Annotated in this window: 23 protein-coding genes; all 23 read right to left on the bottom strand. The window is 54.1% G+C overall.

Annotation, left to right across the window (positions count from 1 at the left end):
- Positions 1 to 54: 54 nt before the first annotated feature.
- Positions 55 to 1,350, bottom strand: a complete 1,296-nt coding sequence (locus tag GON22_RS21445) for a M24 family metallopeptidase (protein ID WP_160398162.1) — start codon at positions 1,348 to 1,350, stop codon at positions 55 to 57.
- A 56-nt stretch (positions 1,351 to 1,406) separates the two neighbouring features.
- Complete coding sequence (locus GON22_RS21440; protein WP_160398161.1) at positions 1,407 to 1,889, bottom strand: hypothetical protein; 483 nt, start codon at positions 1,887 to 1,889, stop codon at positions 1,407 to 1,409.
- A 65-nt stretch (positions 1,890 to 1,954) separates the two neighbouring features.
- Positions 1,955 to 2,380 (bottom strand): hypothetical protein, encoded by a 426-nt coding sequence (locus tag GON22_RS21435; RefSeq protein WP_160398160.1) that lies wholly within the window; start codon positions 2,378 to 2,380, stop codon positions 1,955 to 1,957.
- A gap of 46 nt (positions 2,381 to 2,426) precedes the next feature.
- Positions 2,427 to 2,573, bottom strand: a complete 147-nt coding sequence (locus GON22_RS21430; RefSeq protein WP_160398159.1) for a hypothetical protein — start codon at positions 2,571 to 2,573, stop codon at positions 2,427 to 2,429.
- 26 nt (positions 2,574 to 2,599) lie between these two features.
- The gene (locus GON22_RS25815) at positions 2,600 to 2,749 is read right to left on the bottom strand and encodes a hypothetical protein (RefSeq protein ID WP_202113416.1); all 150 of its coding nucleotides are present in this window, start codon (positions 2,747 to 2,749) and stop codon (positions 2,600 to 2,602) included.
- Positions 2,750 to 2,805: 56 nt separating this feature from the next.
- Positions 2,806 to 3,705, bottom strand: a complete 900-nt coding sequence (locus tag GON22_RS21425; protein WP_160398158.1) for a hypothetical protein — start codon at positions 3,703 to 3,705, stop codon at positions 2,806 to 2,808.
- A 12-nt stretch (positions 3,706 to 3,717) separates the two neighbouring features.
- Positions 3,718 to 4,653, bottom strand: coding sequence for a type II secretion system F family protein (locus tag GON22_RS21420; RefSeq protein WP_160398157.1), 936 nt, complete (start codon positions 4,651 to 4,653; stop codon positions 3,718 to 3,720).
- Positions 4,650 to 6,122 (bottom strand): ATPase, T2SS/T4P/T4SS family, encoded by a 1,473-nt coding sequence (locus GON22_RS21415; RefSeq protein ID WP_160398156.1) that lies wholly within the window; start codon positions 6,120 to 6,122, stop codon positions 4,650 to 4,652. Before GON22_RS21415 ends, GON22_RS21420 begins: the two co-directional genes overlap by 4 nt.
- The gene (locus GON22_RS21410; RefSeq protein ID WP_160398155.1) at positions 6,119 to 6,955 is read right to left on the bottom strand and encodes a hypothetical protein; all 837 of its coding nucleotides are present in this window, start codon (positions 6,953 to 6,955) and stop codon (positions 6,119 to 6,121) included. The genes GON22_RS21415 and GON22_RS21410 overlap by 4 nt, the downstream gene beginning before the upstream one ends.
- Positions 6,952 to 7,677 (bottom strand): SAF domain-containing protein, encoded by a 726-nt coding sequence (locus GON22_RS21405; RefSeq protein WP_160398154.1) that lies wholly within the window; start codon positions 7,675 to 7,677, stop codon positions 6,952 to 6,954. Before GON22_RS21405 ends, GON22_RS21410 begins: the two co-directional genes overlap by 4 nt.
- A 219-nt stretch (positions 7,678 to 7,896) precedes the next feature.
- Positions 7,897 to 8,484 carry a TetR/AcrR family transcriptional regulator gene (locus GON22_RS21400; RefSeq protein ID WP_160398153.1) on the bottom strand — a complete coding sequence of 196 codons (588 nt, stop codon included), beginning with the start codon at positions 8,482 to 8,484 and terminating at the stop codon, positions 7,897 to 7,899.
- Between the two features lie 62 nt (positions 8,485 to 8,546).
- Complete coding sequence (locus tag GON22_RS21395; protein WP_160398152.1) at positions 8,547 to 9,719, bottom strand: YhgE/Pip domain-containing protein; 1,173 nt, start codon at positions 9,717 to 9,719, stop codon at positions 8,547 to 8,549.
- 171 nt (positions 9,720 to 9,890) lie between these two features.
- A complete protein-coding gene (locus GON22_RS21390) occupies positions 9,891 to 10,241 on the bottom strand; it encodes a type II toxin-antitoxin system PemK/MazF family toxin (protein WP_040711809.1) in 351 nt (116 codons plus the stop codon).
- 3 nt (positions 10,242 to 10,244) lie between these two features.
- Complete coding sequence (locus GON22_RS21385) at positions 10,245 to 10,526, bottom strand: CopG family ribbon-helix-helix protein (protein ID WP_006037458.1); 282 nt, start codon at positions 10,524 to 10,526, stop codon at positions 10,245 to 10,247.
- 232 nt (positions 10,527 to 10,758) lie between these two features.
- On the bottom strand, positions 10,759 to 11,934 hold the full coding sequence (gene alr, locus GON22_RS21380; RefSeq protein ID WP_160398180.1) for an alanine racemase: 1,176 nt from the start codon (positions 11,932 to 11,934) through the stop codon (positions 10,759 to 10,761).
- Between the two features lie 177 nt (positions 11,935 to 12,111).
- On the bottom strand, positions 12,112 to 13,290 hold the full coding sequence (locus GON22_RS21375; RefSeq protein WP_160398151.1) for a LolA family protein: 1,179 nt from the start codon (positions 13,288 to 13,290) through the stop codon (positions 12,112 to 12,114).
- 152 nt (positions 13,291 to 13,442) lie between these two features.
- A complete protein-coding gene (locus tag GON22_RS21370; RefSeq protein ID WP_160398150.1) occupies positions 13,443 to 13,808 on the bottom strand; it encodes a 4Fe-4S dicluster domain-containing protein in 366 nt (121 codons plus the stop codon).
- Complete coding sequence (locus GON22_RS21365; protein WP_160398149.1) at positions 13,805 to 15,466, bottom strand: FAD-binding protein; 1,662 nt, start codon at positions 15,464 to 15,466, stop codon at positions 13,805 to 13,807. Before GON22_RS21365 ends, GON22_RS21370 begins: the two co-directional genes overlap by 4 nt.
- A 165-nt stretch (positions 15,467 to 15,631) precedes the next feature.
- On the bottom strand, positions 15,632 to 16,459 hold the full coding sequence (locus tag GON22_RS21360; protein WP_160398148.1) for an alpha/beta hydrolase family protein: 828 nt from the start codon (positions 16,457 to 16,459) through the stop codon (positions 15,632 to 15,634).
- 32 nt (positions 16,460 to 16,491) lie between these two features.
- Entirely contained in the window at positions 16,492 to 17,556 is a 1,065-nt protein-coding gene (locus GON22_RS21355) for an ABC transporter substrate-binding protein (protein WP_160398147.1), read from the bottom strand.
- A gap of 21 nt (positions 17,557 to 17,577) precedes the next feature.
- On the bottom strand, positions 17,578 to 17,910 hold the full coding sequence (locus GON22_RS21350) for a 4Fe-4S dicluster domain-containing protein (protein WP_160398146.1): 333 nt from the start codon (positions 17,908 to 17,910) through the stop codon (positions 17,578 to 17,580).
- Positions 17,907 to 19,514: an FAD-dependent oxidoreductase gene (locus tag GON22_RS21345; RefSeq protein WP_160398145.1), complete on the bottom strand. Its 1,608-nt coding sequence runs from the start codon at positions 19,512 to 19,514 to the stop codon at positions 17,907 to 17,909. The genes GON22_RS21350 and GON22_RS21345 overlap by 4 nt, the downstream gene beginning before the upstream one ends.
- Before the next feature lie 49 nt (positions 19,515 to 19,563).
- Positions 19,564 to 20,547 carry an ABC transporter permease gene (locus tag GON22_RS21340; protein WP_237179285.1) on the bottom strand — a complete coding sequence of 328 codons (984 nt, stop codon included), beginning with the start codon at positions 20,545 to 20,547 and terminating at the stop codon, positions 19,564 to 19,566.
- Positions 20,548 to 20,561: the final 14 nt, after the last annotated feature.

The following is a 20,561-nucleotide window of genomic DNA, read 5'->3' as shown; positions in this document are numbered from 1 at the left end:
AAATAGAGAGCCATCCTGTCACAGGATGGCTCTCTGCTCTTCACATTATCCATTTCAGCGCTTGATTAGCTGTTCAGGCGTACGCGTTAATGCACGGGGCGGCAAGCCGCCTACTTGAATAGCATAGCTGTTCTCAAGGCCTACGACACCGATGCCGGGGAACGTAAACTTCGGCTCTACAGCGATAACCATCCCCGCTTCTAGCGGGATGTCGAATCCATTCGCAAGCACGGGCCACTCATCGATTTCCAGCCCGATCCCATGGCCGAGAAACCGGACCTGATCCGTGCCAAAGCCCATAAAATGCTCTGACAAGCCAGCAGCCGCCGCCATTCGCAGCGATGCAGCATACACAACCGAACAGCGCGTCCCTTCAACGAGCAAGCGCTCCGCTTCCCGCATGATTCGCTCCGCTGTCTCGTAGGCAAATTGAAGCGGTTCCGCCAGTTGTCCAATGACAGCAGTCCGCGTCTGGTCGATGACATATCCGTCAATACAGCAGCCCAGATCGATCAATATCGGCTCGTCGCGAACGAACAGCTTCGTGCTCACGCTTTGCGGCGCTGCTGCTCCGAGCCCCCGCCCCCCGGCAGGCCCGTCAAAATAAGTAGGCTCAGCCGCAGCAGCCCCTGAACCAACCATGCCTGTCAGCACTTCCTGATTATAGCCGCGCAAGCGCATCGTACCGATATGCCCGCGAATCCGCACGCCATACTCCACATGCGCAATCCACTCCAGCTCCGAGATGCCTTCCGTTAGCTTAGGCAGCGCATCCTGTAGCGCTTCATCTAGCGCCACTGCCGCTTGTTCGATGCGAGCAAGCTCCCAATCCGATTTCACCATGCGAACGCGGCGGAGCAACGACGAAGCATCTTCAAGCGATGCAGGCTGCTGTTGCTGCTGGCTGCCTTGCTGGGACTGGCTGCCCTCTGACCGTGCTGATGCCGGGTAATAGGCGGAGCCGACCAATCCATTCAGCTTCAAGAACGTTGCAGCTGGCAATGTATCTAGATCCGCTCCAATTCGAGGCGGCAACGCGCCACCGAACAAACCGGGATAACTTTGGCGCAGCGTATCGCCGAACCGGCTGAACGAACCGAGCGGAACCGTATCTACAGATGACTCCCTTATGGCACGTTCTACACTTCGGCGTACATACAACGTTGGATCGCCAACTGCCGGGACGAACAAATAGCCGCTTTGCATCGTACCCGTCCAATACAAAATGCCAATGTTATGTGTAATCAAGACGCCATCCAACCCTGACTCTGCCAGCTCTTGCTTTAATCGCGATACCCGGCGGACGATTTCTGATGGTGGCACTGTCGTGTACAAGTCCTGCAAACTCATCTCTAATCAACTCCGTTCCTCACATTCCCCCATTACACCAGTTTTCGTTTCCTGCGTCAATGAACGAGCTCAGCCGCCCCCTTCACATACCAATCGATCGGTTCGATCGCACGAAATGCGCGAGGGTAGTGAATATGAACAATAAGCACCACGCCCGGCCGCTCCAGCGTTACCTCATATTGATACGCTTCATTCCGGTAGACGTATGGAAAAGCATGATCCGCATTGATGACTTCAAAAGCGACGACTTCGATCTGCTCGCGAAAAAATGAATTTGGCAGCGGCGCTAGCGCATCGTTCAGCTGTAAATTTGCTTGCAGATAGCGATGCGCTTCCAATGCCGCTTCCGTAGAGTCAATTCGCACTCTCCCGCTCGCTAGCTCGCTCATGTCAACCTGCTGTGCAGCCGCATGCGCAGCCCGATTAACCGCATGCTTCCCTTGGAACAATGCCTTCATTGCCATTTCCTCATCTATTTGCTGGCCCTGTGCCGTCGTCCAAACGACCGCCATCAGCACGAATAACAATAGCTTTTCCATCTATCTAAGCACCTCGTAACATCAATCCCTCTCTGCTTTGCATCTCTAGCAGAATTCGCATGCCTTTATGGAACAAACTCACTCATTTTCATGCCTGTTGCCCGCATTCGTGCGTCCTCTGGCGGCGGTTCAATCCCGACAAGCCGGTCAATAGCAAACAGGCCATCGTACGGATAGCTGACGGTAAGCGCAAGCCCAACGCCCCGCAACAATGGTGCAGAAGCGCTCGTTGCAATGCTCCCATCGGTCGATGATATATCATAAACGATGTCATCTGGTCTCATGCCGATCGCTGCGAGCCGTTGCTTGGATTGGGCGATCATCGCCTCATCAATATAACCGTGGTTGCCATTAGCCCCTACCTCCAGCAAGTAGTCCGCTTCCTGCTGCAGCGCCGCTTGCCTGACGATCAGCACATGCTTATAGATTGGCGAGAACATCATCCAGCACAGCAAGCCTGCGAACAATACGAATATTAAAATGCTTCGCATAATCCCTCCCTCGCATCACATGCCGTACGGCATTGCATCAGCAATGCTACGGGCTCATTCGGCGAATCGAGCCTCCTATATGCTCTCCGCTCTCCTCTAGCTGCTCCTTCGTGCCATCCTTCCCTCCGGCCACCTCATCATAAATGAGAATGACGGTGACCAATAACAACACGGCCATCAACAACGCCCTCACTGACACCGCCCTCCCACGTTCTAATCTTAAGGCTTCAGCGTACTAATTTTCGTATTCGCATTCGTTCCTTGCGTCAAAATTTGCTCTTTCGTTCCCGTTGAATCTGCCGAAATAATCGTATTAAACATGACGATGACGACCACGATCATCATGACCGTAATCAAAATATTGCGCATCATTCTCACCCCCTTCCCCTTGCGCTGCTAAAGTGCCACTCCTGTCACTCCAAACCCTAGCTGCCTAAAGATTCAAACAGCTTCTGCCCTTCACGAACCCAAGGATAAATAAATACCTGGAACGTGTAGAGAATCGGAATTCCTGCAATCACGAACAACACATATGAGGTTGTCTCCTTGCGGCTCTCCTTGGCGAGCTCCAGCTTCTCCTTATAGTCTTGAATGCGCTGGCGCAGCAACGAATAAAACTCATCGCTTTCATGAAGCCTTAGCGAATCAAGCGTTTCGACGAAGCTAGCGCCGTCATCAGTTCCCAAGCGTTGCTTGAAACGGCGCAGCGCTTCTTCGGCATCGTGGTACCATTCCGCCAGCAATCGCTGCAACTCGCCCTGCAGCACCTTGGCAAAAGGAACGCATCTCGACAGCTTCGTATGCAAATGCAAATTGGCACCTGCAAAATACAGCAGCTGATTGCTAATGACATACACTTCTTTCGTAATGCGCTGCGCCCTTACACGATGAATGGAGCGAAGCCATATTAGATCGAACCAGCAAATGAAAAACAGTGCTGCCGCTCCGCCAAACAAAGCAATTGGCGGCCAATGCCCTGTTGCCCAAAGCCACCCTACGCTTTGCACTGCCAAAAGGGCAGGTGTTGCAAAGAGGGCAATGCGCCGGCAAGCAACATATATGGAGGCATCCCCGCTGAAGCCACAGCCGCCAAGCAGCGCTTCGCGTTCAATGAACACGGGATGCGTTCGGGATAGCCGAAGGCGGCGAAGCCATCGCTCTGGCATTGGGGCTGACGCCCAACGCAATCCAGTGAGATGCGCCCATCGGGGCGGTCGATCTGGCACTAAGTGAAGCAGGCTGTATACGGTCCAGAACAGCAGCAAAAATTGCAAAGCTGTACCCGCGCCCAGCGTTAGCTTGCTTACCCACTCATTCGTTGCCATGCTGCTCCTCCTTTACATTTTGCGGCGTGAAAGCCAAATGCCCATCACAAACGAACCGAATATAAGCACTAGTGAATTGAGTACAAGATCCCTGCCCTGCGGGTCGAGCACATAATACCGATAAGCGCTCTCCGGGTTGTAGTGGAGATTGATTCCAACAAACAAGAACAAAAACAAAATGGGCGTAAAGTTCGCAATCCTTATCTCTAGCAGCTTGCTGCGTTCCTGCTCGTTCGATCGGCGGGCGCGCCGCATATCCGTCAGGAGCTCCCGCAAGTTGTCGCTGATTGGATTGCCCTCAGAAAGCGCAACACGCAATATGTTAACGAAATAGTTGCCCCAAACATGCCCTAGCGCAGCAGCAAAAACACGGAGGCTCGCTTCGTCGTCACCTCTAACAGACAAATTGCGGTACAACTGCTCGAATACAGCCTGCATCGGCGCCGGCAGCCGCTTCTCCTCTACCGTCCGCTGCAGCGCATGCCGAATTTGGCGCTCGCCCGTGACTAGGTAGCACTGATAAAAAAGCTCCACGGCAGGCAAAAACTCGATGCGTGTCTGCAATTGCCGCTGCAGTAGCGCCGTCCTGAATACGACATAAGGCATAAGGCCAGCAACTGCCCCAAGCATCAGTGTTCCTTTGGCGCTCTGGAACAAGAGCGCACCTGTAACAATGCCTGCAACAGCAAGCAGGCTGGATAACAACATGAATGATGTCGGGACGAGCGGCGCCCGCAACGATTCCAGTAGATCGGACAGGTGCCGATAGAGCTTCCCCCATCGCTGAAGCACAACGTCTGCCTGCTCCAGAAGTCCCTGCCGCTGCTTGTAGCGCAGCCTGGCAGCGCGAAGCTGCTGCTCGACTGACATGGCGATAAAACTCCTCAGTACGGCATACAACGAAATGAATAGCCCCAGCAGCAGCATAACGATCAGCCAACTGCTCATAGAACCGCCTCCTTAGGGAAAGGGACATGTTCGTTGTGTTTAGCGCGCTGGGCATACTCGGCTTGTTTCCCCGCTTTTGCAAACATGTCCCCCGTATCCACGCCATGCCGCCGAAACCGTTCCATCGCCCGCTGCGACGGCAAGGCAGGCATCCGCCAATCTGATACAGACTCATCAAATCGTACCCAATCCTTCACCGTAACTGATCCATCATGCCAGCCAATTTCGCCGATCCGGAATACACGCCGCTTGCCATCAACAAGCCGGAGCTCGATGCCGACCTGCGTTACATACTCGGCGATCCTTTTGGTCAATCGCTCGGGATTCATCGCTCTTCCGTCCTGCATACACATGTCGCTTATCGCTTCTGGCACATCCTCCAGCGTGTTTGCATGAACGGTTGTCATGCTCCCTTCGTGGCCACGCGTGCATGCCCGAACATAAATGTTCGCGTCTTGATCCCGAATTTCAGCATGGACGATGCGCTCGGGCGACTGCCGCAATGCGAGCTTAAATGCCTGTGAGGAACGGTGCATCGCATCATCCTCATCGAATTCATATTCCACAGCATTTTTATTCGGAAAATCGCGATGAATCATCATCTCGAACCGGTTTTCCAGCGTTACGATCCGTTCCTCGTCCGGGAGCTCCGCAATTAGCGCTTTCATGAGATGGGTTTTTCCCGAGTTGGTTGGCCCAATAATGACAACATTAAACCTCGCGCCCAATACGGCGAGCAGCAACCGGCGAATCGGCTCATTGATTGTTCGGTACGCCACTTCGCACAACTCGGATAAGTGAAATGCCTGTACCGTGTAAAAGCGTATCGTCAGTGTTGGCGAAGCCGTAAATCCGAACCCTGTCATCGTGACTCGCGAGCCATCCTGCAGCATGACCTCAGCCCATCGTTTGCGCGGATTAATTCGGTCGTTATTGTAAAGGACAAGATTTTGCTGGATTCGTTCTACCTCCTTTAGGGAAGCAAACCTATATCGTGATGGAACCGCTCGGCCACGCCGCACCTCATAAATGCGAGTGCCGACAACTTGAATTTCCTCTAGCCCAACGCGATCGGCAAGCACGAGCTCCAGCACGTTCATCCCAATGACTTCAGCAAACAATGCCTCAGCTAACGATTCATAAGGAATCTGTTGCCCCGGCAACTCATGAATGCGGTGGCGCAACAGCCAATCATTAATGAGGGCAAGCACATGCTCACGGTCTTTGGCGAATCCAAGAACTGCCCGATTCAATCGCTCGCCATATTGCCGCCTCTCCTCTTCCGTCAGCCCCCGCGGCGAAGAGAGGTAGGCACGAATGTCATTCGCCAGCCTTCCGAACCCGCCGTTTTCCCCCTCCTGCGCCTTCCCAGCATCCAACGCTTCGCCAGGCTCAAGCTGTTCCTCCCTATACTTTAAGCGATTCGAAAACGCCGCCGGCGAAAACCGTTCTTGCCCGTTACCGTTCATGAGCCAACCCCGTTACGATGCGCTAACAGCTTGCGATACCATGGCTGGACATGCATGGCGGGCCGGCTTTTCATGCCTGTTTGCCGTATCCACCGCTCTGCTGGCTGCTGCATTGCCGTCCGCCCTTCAGCCCCTTTCAGCCAATGCTGGTATTGCCCGCTGTCCAATTGCAGCAGCATCGGTTCCGTCAGCCGAAGTTCTCCCGCAAGCTGCAGCCCTGTTTCTTTCTGAATATCCTTCACATTAAATCCCCCGCTTCTCCATGGCGAATGTATGACCACCAGCTCATAATCAGCAGAAGCTACGCCGAAGAGCGGCGATACTTGTCCAATCCATCGGTTCCAATCTTCCTGAAAATGTGTTAACGCGCCTGTTGTCACAAGAACCCGCGCAGTTGCTGCCCGAATGGCGCAGACGGTAGCGGCATTGTCCCAATAGGCGCCAACATCCGCAATAACGATATCGAACGCCTGCCTTGCTGTATCCAACAAAAAACCGATATCCTCCGCCGTATAAAACTCCGCTTGATCCCTCTCCAAATTGCCAAACAGCACATGCAACCCATTGATGCCCTCGACTGGATGCGCCGTTCGCAGAAGCTGCTCCGTTCCAAGCGACCGGTCCCGAAGCTCTGGGCGAATGCTGTCCAATCCCGACTGTGGCCGATCAATGCCGATATACCGCTGGATTTTCGCACTCTTCAGGTTTAGGCACAGATAGCCAATTTCAGCATCGCTTCGCTCTGCTATTCGGCATGCAGCTGCAAAAGCTGCTACTGTCGTGCCTATATTCGGCGTCGTGCCAACGAAAGCAAGGAGCGGAGCTGGCGTCATGGCTGTTCACCCAGCGCTTGATCTACGGCATTAAGCGATTCAGGGCTAAAGGCTATGACCAACTTGCGTTCGCCGCGCTTGCACAGCTCATCTAGCTGCAGCCATTGCTCTTCCGTCAAATTCAAATTAATATAATCAATCATCGCGTTCGCGTCCCGGCGCGAAGCATACATTTGCTCCTTATCCCCATTAGCAAGCGACAACAAATTCGATTGGTCCGAATCATCGACCTCCGTATTAGCCGCTGACTTCACCGAGGCCACCTTGACCGGCTTGCCAAACAATCGGGTAGACGAATCCGCTTCCCCAGACACATATAGAACGACCAAATCTCCCGCCCGAATGCCGTTAGACACCGATAACACATAGCTGCGCGGGATTTGAAAGGTAGACTGCGATTGATCAGGCAGCAGCCGAAACCGATCCAGCTTCCACTTCAACAATGGCTCCTCTGCACCTAACGGGACGACCGCTTCCCAGCCATCTGCCTCGCCCGGTTCCATCACCATATCCTCGCGAACAGCCGACTTCGCAATCGACCGATAAGCCAGATCCGTTGCTCCTATTCGTTCTCCAGCAGCAATGAAACGCTTCGGCACGACGACACGCACCATATCCTTGCTTTCCGCTTGCCGTAGCTGCAGCGCATAAATTCCATAAACTAACACCCCCGACAGCACTGCGGCAGCCACGCTGACCGCGACATTTCGTTTCTTATTCATAACAGCTCCTCTCCCGTGATGGTTGCTGGCGCTGAGTACCACAGGAACGCAAAAAAGAACGCAGCCAAAGTACGTAAACGTACTTCAAGGCATGCGTTCTTCGCATCCGTTCCCATATGCAGCGCCGTCTTATCGACGGTATGCTTTTGTTTGAGTTTATCTTAGCAAGTCAATTGCCGCTTGTCTACAGGTTTTTGAAAATTTTGTCGCTTCATCCCTTTATTCGTCGATTGAAGGGCGCAATCCTCGAAGAACGAACGATACGACCTCTTCCGTCAATTGCTCCAATTCTCCCACGTCTCCGGTCAAGAAGGGCTGCCAGAAAGAACAGATGCGTTGGAAGAGAATAACGCCGAGCGTAGACATGAATGCGGTATCCAGAGACTGATAATGGAACACCCCCTGCTCCTTGCCTTCCCGTAACCATTCCCTTAGCTGCATCCAAGACTCCGAAACATATTCGCGAATGCGAGCGGTCCGTATAGTGTCGAGCAAAATCTCCTGTTGAATGATCTGGACCATCTTGGGCTCCCGCATTCTGTAAGCGATTACCTCTTTAACCATTCGACGAATGCCTTCTTCTGGCGAATAGTTCTCTTCCAAATACTTGCTGTACAGGCCTGCTGGGAAAAACGTATCAAACATCGTAAAAAACATGCTTTCCTTGCCGCCAAAATAATAAGAGACGAGCGCCTGGTTGGCGCCCGCATCCTCGCATATTTGGCGAACTGTCGTGCCGTCAAAGCCTTGGCTGGCGAACCGGTTCTTGGCTGCTTGCAAGATTTTGAGCTTAATATCCGAATCCATACGCGAAACCTCCGAATCGATGCTTATGCTCGTATTATGAGGGACAGCGGCTGGTTATGCAATTAAGACTTGTTAGCTACCGACACCACTTGGGCAGGAGCTGCCGCCTTGAGCGGCTTGCCCTTGCGAAGGCCTACGGCTGCCGCGCTAAGCGCCATCGCTGCAATCGCGATAACGGCAAGCATCCCTGCTGCATGCGCAGCTGTTGGTCCACCGAACAAGATATTCATCATGCCCTGTACCGCGTAGGTAGCTGGCAAAGCATCGCCAACGTGAACATAGAAGTTCGGAAGAAGCTCACGCGGGATCATTGCACCGGACGAGACGAGCTGGATCGATAAGGACAAAATGTTAAAGAGCATGCCTGCCATGCCGAACAAGAATAGGAACATTTGAGCAACGAACATGAAGGTGACAACCGTCAACGCTTGGAACGCCCATAACAGCAGGAACCCATGCTCGGCCTGGCCGCCCAACGCTGCAAGCAGCCCTACGCCAACACCCGAAACAACGACTGCAGATACGGCATTGATAAAGAAGCGAACCGCCATCCGCTGCCATTTGCTGAATTGGCCGCTCAGCATCATCGATGACTGCTCGATGTTCATCCCCATAATCATCGCCCCGACATACGACGCCAACACGAGCATCATCGGCACCATCTGGTTGTTCATGCCATCAATCTTGTTCGTGGACGCAATGTCTGCTTTAACTTTTTCTGCAAGCGATGCCGCAACTGCTTTCGCCTGGTCAGCGGACATATTCTGGCTCGTTAGCAGCGCTTCCGCCCCGCCGGCCACCGCCTGTTTGTTCACCTCAGAGGAAAGGCGGTCCGCTGCGCTCTGCATAATGCTTTTAATCATAGCTGGGTTCGATTCATTAATGGTGAATTGCAATGCGCCCTGCCCGTTTGGCGTCTGCAGGCCCTCCATAAAGCCCTGTGGAATGGCGATCACCATCTGCAGGTCGCGATCATTCAACGCTTGCTGCGCAGCTGCCGCATCCTTGTAAAGCTCCGTCTGGAAAGGAACCGCCTGCTTCAAACGTTCCGATAACATGTTGCCCGCGTCACCGTCTGCATTAACAATCCCGACATGCAGCTTGCTGACACGATCCGTCACGCCGTCATAACCTGTCATCCAAATAACCGAAAAAATGAGCTGAAACGTAATAGCCGTGATAATGCCTACAATGGTCGTCGGCCGTTTCAAAAATGCGACAATAGCTTGCTTCATCCCTACAACACTCCTTTTTGTTTATGTTAAACAAACATTTTAAATGATCGTTTAAAACATCTGTTTAAATCATATTCAAAGAGCATGCTTCTGTCAACCGTTAGGCAAAAAAAATCTCCCGGCAGTGAATGGAAGCCCACTGGCGGGAGATACTATTCGTTATCCGTTCTGTTAGAAGTCTATTAAGCCAACACTAATTTGAAGCGCTTCGTCTACTTTACGCATCATCTCATCGTCCAAATGCGTAATCTTGTCTGTTAGCCGCTGCTTGTCGATCGTCCGGATTTGCTCTAGCAGAACGACGGAATCCCGGTCGAATCCATGCGACTCCGCCTCGATCTCGACATGCGTGGGAAGCTTTGCCTTCTGGATCTGCGCTGTTATAGCTGCAACGATAACCGTTGGGCTAAATCGATTGCCGATATCGTTCTGGATCACGAGCACGGGACGGACTCCGCCCTGCTCGGACCCGACGACTGGTGACAAATCCGCAAAAAATACATCTCCGCGTTTTACGATCAAGCTTTACACCCCGCTTACGAGACGGCCGAGCGTATGGTCGGCATCTTCCTCCGCGTGAAATGCTTCCGAGGCCATGTTCAGGTTGATCTTCGCCATCTCCAGATACCCGCGCTGCATCGATTCGCGGATCTGCCGCTTCTTTCGCTCCACTAGATACAGCTTCATGGCTTGCCGAATGAACTCGCTGCGGTTGGAATTTTCTTTGGCGACGATGCCATCGACCTCCTCTAGCAGTTGATCTGGCAAGCTGATCATGATTCTCTTGGTGTTCTGCATATTGGCCACCGAACTAGCACCTCCAAAACTTTTCCAGACCCTTATATCCATTATGTCAAATTCCCCACTCCGCTATACTACACATACTTATGAGACGAACACAGCCGTTATGCAAGTGATGCAAGATGTAGCCGCATTCATGACATATTAGCCGTATTGCAACGGATCTATCTGGCTGTGCAATAAGATTCGAGGCAAATCGCTGTATTCCTGCCTCATCTCACAAATTATGCGCTGGTAATTAAAGCAACGGATTGGAAACCGACTGCACAACGCCATTACGCACAAAAACACGAGGAACACGCGCAGCAAGCATGCAGGTGATTTCATAATTAATCGTCCCCAGCTTATCCGCGATATCGTCCGCCGTAATGGTTTCATTGCCTTGGCGCCCCATGATGACGACTTCGTCATCGGCCTGCACCTGAATGCCGTCTTGTTCCGCAGGATCGAGCGCGATCATGCACTGGTCCATGCAAATCGTGCCAAGCACGGGAACACGGGTGCCGCGTACGATCGCCTCCGCTTTCCCGCTCAGCATCCGGCTGAAGCCGTCCGCATAACCGATCGGAAGCGTGCCGATCCGTTCGCTGCCGCTCGTCACATACCGGGCGCCATAGCTAATTCCCCAGTTTCCAGGCGCAGTCTTGGCCATCGCAACCGCCGTTTTCAGCGACATAACGGGCTCAAGCTTTATTTGCTGCTGATTCACTTCAGCCGAAGGGTACAAGCCATACATTCCGATGCCCAATCGCAACATTCCATGGCCCCAGCTTGGCGTATCGATGCCTGTAGCACTGTTAGCCGCATGGAATAATGAGATCGGAAGGGAATGGTTGCGGACATAGTCCACTACGCCATTAAACCGCTCGTATTGCTGCTCGGTATAGCTTTTGTCCAGCTCATCTGCCTTGGAGTAATGCGTAAAAAGCCCATCGACACGCAATTGTTTAATCGTTAACGCCCGTTCAATGAACCGCTGGGCCTCTTCACCGGGCAGCATGCCAAGGCGGCCCATGCCCGAATCAATTTTAATATGAACAGCCAGTTGCTTGCCGTTATCCGGCAGCGTCGCTGCTGCATCCAGCACATCGTATCGGAACAGCGCAATTGTAATGCCATAGTCTCTCGCTGCTGCCAAGCCAGCCGGCGGTACATACCCTAGTACGAGAATCGGCTTTGTAATGCCCGCCTGCCTCAATTGAATCGCTTCATCCAAAAAAGCGACGCCCATATAATCAACGCCAAACGCTTCGGCTTCCCGTGCAATGCCAACCGCGCCATGTCCATATGCATTCGCTTTCACAGAAGCCATCATCAGCATGCCCTCTGGAATCGCTTGGCGAAACGCCGTTAGATTGACGCGAAGCGCATCTAATGAAATCTCTGCTCGAGTCGCCCGATAATAAGCTTCCACCTTCGTCACCTTCTCCTCTTGCCGTAACAACCCAATAAAAACTATGTTATAGCTTGAGGGTGGCAGTGTCAATGAAGGCTGAATGTTTTGGCCTGAGGAACCTGTTGGAAAACAAAAAGACAGCAGCGCTCCTCATCGGAACGCTGCTGTAGCTTGCCCGCTGAATGAATTAGTCCCTTACTTTGTCGGCTCGCCATCCACCGATTGGGCGATTGCGACCATTTCATCGAATGGCAGATCAGAGCTGGTGAGGCGGAATTGGTTGCCCTCATATGTCCACGTCAGCGTCTGTTGCTCTTCGCCAGTCAACTGGCCCATTGTAAATCCGAGGTCTACCATCTCGCCAGGGATATAAGTAGCTGCAACGTCCTTCGGCTGCGTCTGCAAGATCGTATAGTTATACGTTCCAGTGTAACGCTGCAGCACGCCCGCATTGCCGCCGAACGTAATTTCTTGCGTATCCTTCCATGCTACGCCGTCTCCCAAATAAGTCGGCTGCATTTCTTGGAATGCACTAGGCAACGCCATCGTATCTTCGGCTTTCGGCTCTTCTTTGCCCGTATCGCCCGATTGTTGAGGATCGGCTGCCGCTCCATTATCGCCTGCTCCTGCGGAGCCATCCGCCTTCTCGCCATTCGCGTCCGTGCCAGTTGCTTTGTTCGGATCGTCCGGATTGGCTGTATCGCCTTCATCCGAAGCCGCAGCTGAAGGTGCTGGTGCAGCGCCTGCATTGAGATTCGCCTGTGTGTCGAAGGCGTTCTTCTCGAATTTCGGATCAAATTTGAACTCATCGAACGTTACTTGAACCATTACCGATGCGTTCGTGTCGGACACTTCGACTTTGCTCGGCGCAAAGTCTTCTTTATTCAGCCAAATTTTTTGCCGTGCGAGGCTCGCATTCTGGTAGTTAGCCATAACATCGAACACATACGCATCGTTATCCGAAGCGAATTGGCGCGACTCGTCATTCAAGATGCTGGAGAGCAACGTCTGGTACAGGTAGACTTGCCCTTGATTGTCCGGCCAGTCGCTTTGGAAGCGGAACACTTTATTTAATCTAGGCGTTAGGACGAATACGCCATCGTCATTGCGAAGCACGATTTGGGTAATATCTTTCTTCTCATTGGTCAGGGCAATCCGGTAGTAGTGATCCTTCTGGTACCAAACCTCTACTTTGTACTCCAAAGGCTGCTGGCTCGTATTGAGTTTCATCGTTCCTTTTGCCTGATAGCTCTCCATCTTGTTCTGTACCTTGCCAAGCTCCTTAATGACGGATTCAGGATTTTTCGCTCCGCACGCGGTAGCGATAATCGTGAAGCACATCATAATGGCCGTGATCCAAATGATCCGACGCATGAAATCCACCCCTCTGCACTTTGTGTGAACAACTGATAACATGTCTATGTGCAGACTTGGCCAATTATGCAGACGAGTTCCGGCTTGGCTTATTTGCCCATATAAAAAAAGGCCCAAACCTCCACATGTTAAGGAAGGCTGGACCTATAAGTTTATGAGGGGAGAGAAGAATGCCGTGGCTTGCGGTTCGCAGCCGTGTAGGTTTCAAAGAAAGGCGTCGTATCCTCTCTTGCCATCGTTGTCTCAGCGCCTTTATGCCAGCCAATCTCAGCACGCCAGCTGCCCAATAGGCCCGAAGCAATCAGCTGCTTCTCGTCCACAGCAACGGAAATCTCCGCCTGCGGCGCAACGTACAGCGCGTCGGCCGGGCAATAAGCTTCGCACATGAAGCAGGTTTGGCAATCGTCTTGCCTAGCGATGACAGGCAGTTCATCTGCCATATCGAACACGTTGGTTGGGCATACTTTCACGCATAACTGGCAACCGATGCAGCGCTCTGCGCTTACGAGTTCAATCATGTAAGCAATCCCTCCTTCCGGACAGCAGGCTTCGAGCCTTGTATCCCTTCGGATTGAAGCGGATTAGCTGCCAAGCATTCCTGCGCATGCGGCACTTTCTCAGCGCGAATGCGAATATCGTCGATGCCCGCTACGATTAAACGATGGGTCTGCCGCGGATCAAGCTGCGGATATTCCGCCAGCGACTGCAAACCGCGCGTCTCCTTGCGCGCTAACGCCGCGGTATACATCCATCTCGCCACCGCAAGCATGCCGGCTGTTTCGCGTGCGCGCACTTTCTCCTGTACCGAATGGCCAATCTGCCCTTGCAAAGCCGGTTTTAGCTTATGAAGCCGATCGAGCGATGCCCGAATTACCGGTTCACTGCGAAAATAATTGATCTCAAGCGGCAGCACTTCCCGCTGTATCGCTTCAATTAGCGGTTTCGTCTCCAGCCGCTCTGGGGATGCTTCGCCAGCGGCTAAGCCATGCCGCCCTGCTGGCTTCAAGTTGCGCGAGCCAGCATCCTTGTTCTGCGACAGCGCATAAATCGCAGCTCCGCGTCCGGACCATGTTCCGCTACAAATTGCCCAAGAGGCGTTATATGCTCCGCCGCCTGACACGGCGCCGGTCACCTTTTCCCGCGAAGCCGCATCGCCCGCCGCGTATAAGCCAGCGACGCTCGTTGCGCAATCCTCGCCGGTTAGGCGCAGCCCGCCCGTTCCGCGCATCGTTCCTTCATAGCGCAGCGTGAGCGGAAACTTATCCGTGAACGGATTAATGCCCGCACGCTCCAGCGGCATGAAGAAAATCGGATGCGCCTTGCGCAGGAACGCTTGCTTCTCCGGTGTATCGGCAAGGTCAATCGATGCATAAACCGGCCCTTCCAGCATCAGCTTCTGAAGGCTGCCGAATGTGCGGTCCCCTTGGTGCAGCGCTTTCCCATGCTCATCATATAAAGTGGACCAAGCAAACATTCGCCCACGCGTCACGCTGCCATCGGCAAAGCTCGGCGCATATTGGCGGCTGAACTCCATGCCAGACAATTCTGCGCCCGCCTCGGATGCCATTAACAGCCCTTCCCCCGTCAATACGTTGCAGCCTAGCCCCTTGCTTAGGAATGTGCATCCTCCGGTTGCCATAATGACCGCATTCGCCCGCACCTCCCATGTCTCGCCGGTAAGGCGGTTCACGCCTCGCGCACCGCCTACGCCATGCTCATCGGCCAGCAGCTCAAGCGCAGGCGATTGGTCAAGAATGCGGACGCCGGCTTTTCGAATAACGCGCCGCATAAGCTGCATATATTCCGGTCCATGCAGATGCGTACGCAAAGTTTGGCCTTGCTCATCCTGCCGAAAAGGATATCCCCATTGCTCTAGCAGCTTCAGATTAATGTCTACCTGGTCCAATACGCGATGAATCCATGCATTCTCGGACAAATAGCCGCCTGCCTTCAGGCGTGCGGCTACCGCCTGCTCGCGAAGCTCCGCTATTGGCGGGATGACGAGCAGCGTTGTCCCTCCCGGTGCAGTGGCACCGCTTGTGCCCACGTACCCTTTGTCGGCAAGCACGACCCGAGCCCCTTCCGATGCCGCACGCCATGCCGCCCACGCACCGGCCGGACCGCCACCGAGCACGAGTACATCTGCAATGAACTTCTCGCCTTGTGCCTGCTCCATTGTCCCGCCTCCTGATCGATTATTAACGCCAAACAAGGCACGGAAGGGCCAACACCCAACCGTGCCTTGCCGCTAGACGGTTATTAGCCAGCGGCTCCTTCCCGGCTCCTTCCCGGCTCCTTCCCGGCTCCTTCCCGGCTCCGCCGTCCCGCCTGTCCCCTTATCTCAACCAAGCTGTACGCGAAGAAACTGGATCGTCGCCTCCACCGCTTCTGACAGCTGGGGAGATGCGCCCTCATACGGGTGAACGGTATTGAACGTATGATTGCCACTGGCAATGGTGAGATAATGATGCTGCGGCGCCCGCTCTTGGAACGTCCGGAATTGCTCCAGCAGCTGCTCACGGTCATCATCGCCCTGCACAATAAGCACCTGCGCAGCCAGCGTTTCAATTCGCTCTACCAGCGCGTAACGTTCTGCATTGTGCAACTGGTCATCACGAAGCGTTGCTTCCAGCACGGATAGCTGCTCTGCTTGCCCTTGCTCTGGCGCTGAATCCTTTGCCTGCGGCTGAAGGCGAACGGGTCCCGCTCCGCCGTTCCAGACGACGATCGCCTGCACCGCTGCCGGGTGCTCCGCCGCATAGACAATGACGCTGCCGCCGGCACGGCTGTGGCCAATAAGCCCAATCCGGCTTGTGTCCGCTTGCTCCGCCAACGGAAGCTGCCTAGCGCGCAACGCTTGCGTTACCGCATGCAAATCGAGCTGCTCCTGCAACAATGTCGTTGCCTGCGCGATCCGCTGCTCATCCAGCCCATCCCGCACAGCAGCAATTCGCGAGAAATCGTAGCTCACCGTATAAAATCCCTGTTCAGCGAGCTGCCTCGTTACCTCCGGCCAGAATGCCCAATCTTTATGCCCCCTGAAACCATGGCTGACGATAACGACAGGCTTAAGCTCGTTATCCTGCCAGCTTTTGACCTCGCCTTCAATCGTGAGCCCCTCTCCAACTTCCAGCTTAAACGAATGGACAGCTAACGTTCGTACGCTCATCCTGATCTCTCCCTCCAAATTTACTAGACAGATTATTGCGCGCGAAGCACCCAATCCTCTACGTTAAAATCTTTCTTCGCCAGCTTCTCTTCGACCAAGAAATCTTTGGTGCCTGACAGCAGCTTAAGCCCTTCATCCGTAAAAGCTTGATCCTTAATGTCGCTGATCGGATACAGCTTCTTCGTTAACTCGACCGTCGTGTTATTCACCTGAGCGGCAAATTCGTAGTATTCTTCCTCATGCTGCTTCAAGTCCGCCAGCGCCTTCTCGCGGGCAGCATTCCATGCTTTCGGGAAATCCGGGAATTTGCCCAAATAATCATTCGAAACGACAGTCGCGCTCGTGCCCAGCAAATCCGGATGGTTCGCCGATTCGTCGATAAGCGGGAAGCCGTCGTCTATCAGCTTAAGCGCTCTTGCACCGGTATCCGTTATAGCGGCAACGTCGCCTCTCGCCAGCGCGGCTTCTGCATCAGGAATGAGCATATGTACCAGCTTGTAATCGGAAACGCCCTCTGCCTTCAGCAAACCGACAATATAACGATGCATGAAGGAGCCCTTTTGAATCGCAATCGTCCCTCCCTTCAGCTCTTGCAGCGACTTGATGCCGCCCTTCTGGCCGATGAGGTAACCAACCGTATGGGTCGAAGCTTGCGTAATAAGGCGGGTCTTAGCACCGGAGCCATAGGCAATAATCGCTGGCGTATCGCCAAGGCTGCCCAGATCAAGCCGCCCGCTAATGAGCGACTCCGTCTGGTCGGGACCGTTCGGGAACCCTGTTGCTTTAATCTCCGTAATGCCGTATTGCTTTAATTCCGTTTGAATGATGCCCTTATACAAGCCCCACCCCTCCGCGCCGGAAGGGAGGTTTAGCTTATTGCTGCCAATGAAGCCGTAGTTCAGCACAGAAGGAGCTACCGTCTTCCCCTCGCCCGCTGACGACTCCTTCGAAGTGCCGGCAGGCTTCGCCTCCTCCTTATCGCCAGATGCGCCGCATGCTTGAAGAAGCACAGCCGCCGCTACCATCGCCGTAACCGCAAGAGCCAACCTCAAGCTCTTGGAACGTCCCCCTATTTTCTCTCTCAATCGCTGCGCCATGTTCGTATGCTCCTCTCGTATTTAAAAGCCTGCTTTCTGTGATAGCTGATACATAAAGCTGTGGCTCGATACCGGCTTGCGCCCTTTTCCCCAGCCGACCTTCTCCCGATACCCGCCGAGCAGCCCTTGGGTTTCTAATTGCTCCTCTGTAACGCCGATTACTCTCTCCGGATCTGGCTCTACATACAGCGCATCGACGGGGCAATACAGCTCGCACATAAAGCAAGTCTGGCAATCATCCTGCCGTGCAATGACCGGGATGCCGCCTTCACCCATATCGAACACATTCGTCGGGCAGACCGATACGCATTGATTACAGGACACGCATCGCGATGCGCTAACGACCTCGATCATGAAGGAACAACCTCCCTTGCGATTTCCTCGGATTTGACCCAAACGTGATCCAAGCCGCCGCTAATGAGCCTGTTATGCTGGTTGTTATCCTGCGTTGGAAAATCATCCCGTTTATGCATGCCGCGCGTCTCCGTTCTGGCGAGCGCCGAATTGTACATCCAGCGTGCCGTTGCAGTCATGGCCGCAGCCTCACGCGCCTTCACCCCTTCAGGGGAACGCTCGATCGCTTGCCCCCGCTGCTCCCGCCACAATTCGTCCAATCGCCCGAGCGATGACGTTAGCCCTTGCTCCGTGCGGAACAAATTGCGGTCATACGGCTTCACTTCCTCCTGTACAGCGCGTACGATTTGCTCTGTCCTATCGTTCGCACCTGATTCAGAGCGCTTTGCCGTTAACGTATTGGACGACAATCCACGAAGCGAACGTTCCGTAGCATGCTGGCCAAGCCCCCGCGCATAATCCGCCGCCCCTTCGCCTGCGAAGGAGCCAGACGACATTGCCCATGCTGCATTATGGCTGCCGCCGCCTGTAAAGCCGCCGCAGATCAGCTCGCGCGTCGCTGCATCGCCTGCTGCATATAAGCCGGGCACCGACGTTGCGCACTGCTCATTCGTCACCCGAATGCCGCCCGTACCGCGGACTGTGCCTTCCAGCCGGAGCGTTACTGGGAACAGATCCTTGAACGGATCGATGCCGCGGCGGTCGAACGGCAGGAAGAAGTTCGTTTGCGCAACGCGCAGCAGCGGCTTTAACTCCTCGGAAGCTTGATCAAGCTTGGCATACACTTGGTTGCCCTCCAGCAAATTGCGCGCAATGACGGAACGGCCATGCTTCGAGCCCGCTCCTGGAATTGGCGTGCCGTCCTCGTAATAGAAGCTCGCGTAGCTGTAATAGGCTGTTTTCGTGACCGATGAGAACGTCGGCGAAATGGCATAAGCATTGGAAAACTCCATGCCTGACAGGTCGGCTCCCGCTTCCGCCGCGAACAAATAGCCATCACCTGTCAGCACATTGCAGCCAAGCGCTTTGCTAAGAAAAGCGCAGCCGCCCGTTGCGATAATGACAGCTCCGGCGCGAACGCTCCATGTTTGCCCCGTCTGGTTTTGGACGCCCGCCGCACCGCCTACGCCATGCTCGTCAGCGAGCAGTTCCAGCGCAGGGCTGTGATCAAGAATGCGCACGCCTGCCTTTTGCACGAGTTTCCGCATTAAACGCATATACTCCGGCCCTTGCAAACCGCGGCGGTGCTGATTGCCATCGCCATCGATCGGGAACGGATAGCCGTATACGCCAAGTTTGTTCATATTCTCATATGTCCGGTCCAGCACTCGATCCATCCACCGATGCTCCGCGAGGCGCCCGCCCAGCTCATAACGGCTTGCTTTGGCCTGCTCGCGCAACTGCTGCTCCGGCTTAACGTACCAAACGCCTGTGCCCGATGGCGCTGTCGCGCCGCTTGATCCGCAATAGCCTTTATCCGCCAGCACAACCTTCGCGCCTTTGCCTGCTGCCGTTAATGCTGCCCAAGTGCCAGCTGGCCCTCCGCCGATTACTAATACATCCGCTTTCAAGCGCAATTCCCCTTGCACCGCATGCTCTCCCATTTGTAAAACCCTCCTCTAAATGATGGTTGAAATTAATGTTGGAATTTCCCTACCCTTGATAGGCATCCCGCCAAAACAGCCATTTGCGCTCCAGCAGCCGAACCAGTGAATCGATTAGCTTGCCTACAATTGCGAAGATCAGGATGCCGACGAATATCGTGCCCGTATCAGATTCCTGCTTCGCCAGATTAATAAGAAAGCCCACTCCAGATGTAGCTCCGATCAGCTCGGCGACGACCAAGCCAATCCAAGCAACGGCGAGCGATAAGCGCAGGCCAATTAACAATTCAGGAAGCGCTGCTGGAAGGATAAGCTTGGTTATTCTTGTGCGCCAATTAAATTGAAGCACGCTGGTCACTTCGAACAATCGAGCATCCACATTGCGTATGCCTAAGAATGTGTTGATATAAAGCGGGAAGAAGGCCCCTGTCGTAATAATGACCACCTTGGAAACCTCGCCAAAGCCGAACCACAAAATAAGAAGCGGCGCTATCGCCAAATGTGGCACCAAGCGCAGCACCTGCAAGCTTGGGTCCAGCAAATATTCCGCTCTGCGGAATAAACCGGTAATCAGGCCCAGCAGCAGCCCAAGCGAGCCGCCAATCGCAAAGCCCAGCGCAGCCCTGCCAATGCTTACCCCAAGATGATGAAGCAGCTCACCGGATAAGAGCAGCTTGCCGAACGTTTCAGCAATTGCAATCGGCGTCGGCAAAAACACCGTCGAAATCCAACCGAGCTCCCCTGCCAGCTGCCAAAATGCTACCGCGAACACAGGCAGCAATGCGCCAAGCGCGATGTCCGTTAGCAGCGAACGCCCCCTCCACCTAGGCGGCCTTTCTGTAAGCGCGCCGTTACGAACCACATTTCCTTGCCCATCACTGCCTGGAGCCTGCCTAGCCGCTTCTTCAGGCAGCTTGCCTCCCAATGCCGGGACTGCTGATGCCGCATGTGCCGCTGTTGAAGCAGCGTGCGCCACAGGTTCTCGGCTGATCGAATCCCGCTGCCGTACGATCGCTTCTGTTTGATTGCCCATACGCCCGATTAGCC

This window comes from Paenibacillus sp. MMS18-CY102 (assembly GCF_009789195.1).
In the GTDB taxonomy this organism is placed as follows: Bacteria; Bacillota; Bacilli; order Paenibacillales; family Paenibacillaceae; genus Paenibacillus_T.
Note: the sequence above shows the minus strand (reverse complement) of the source record. Positions and strands in the feature narration are given on the sequence as shown.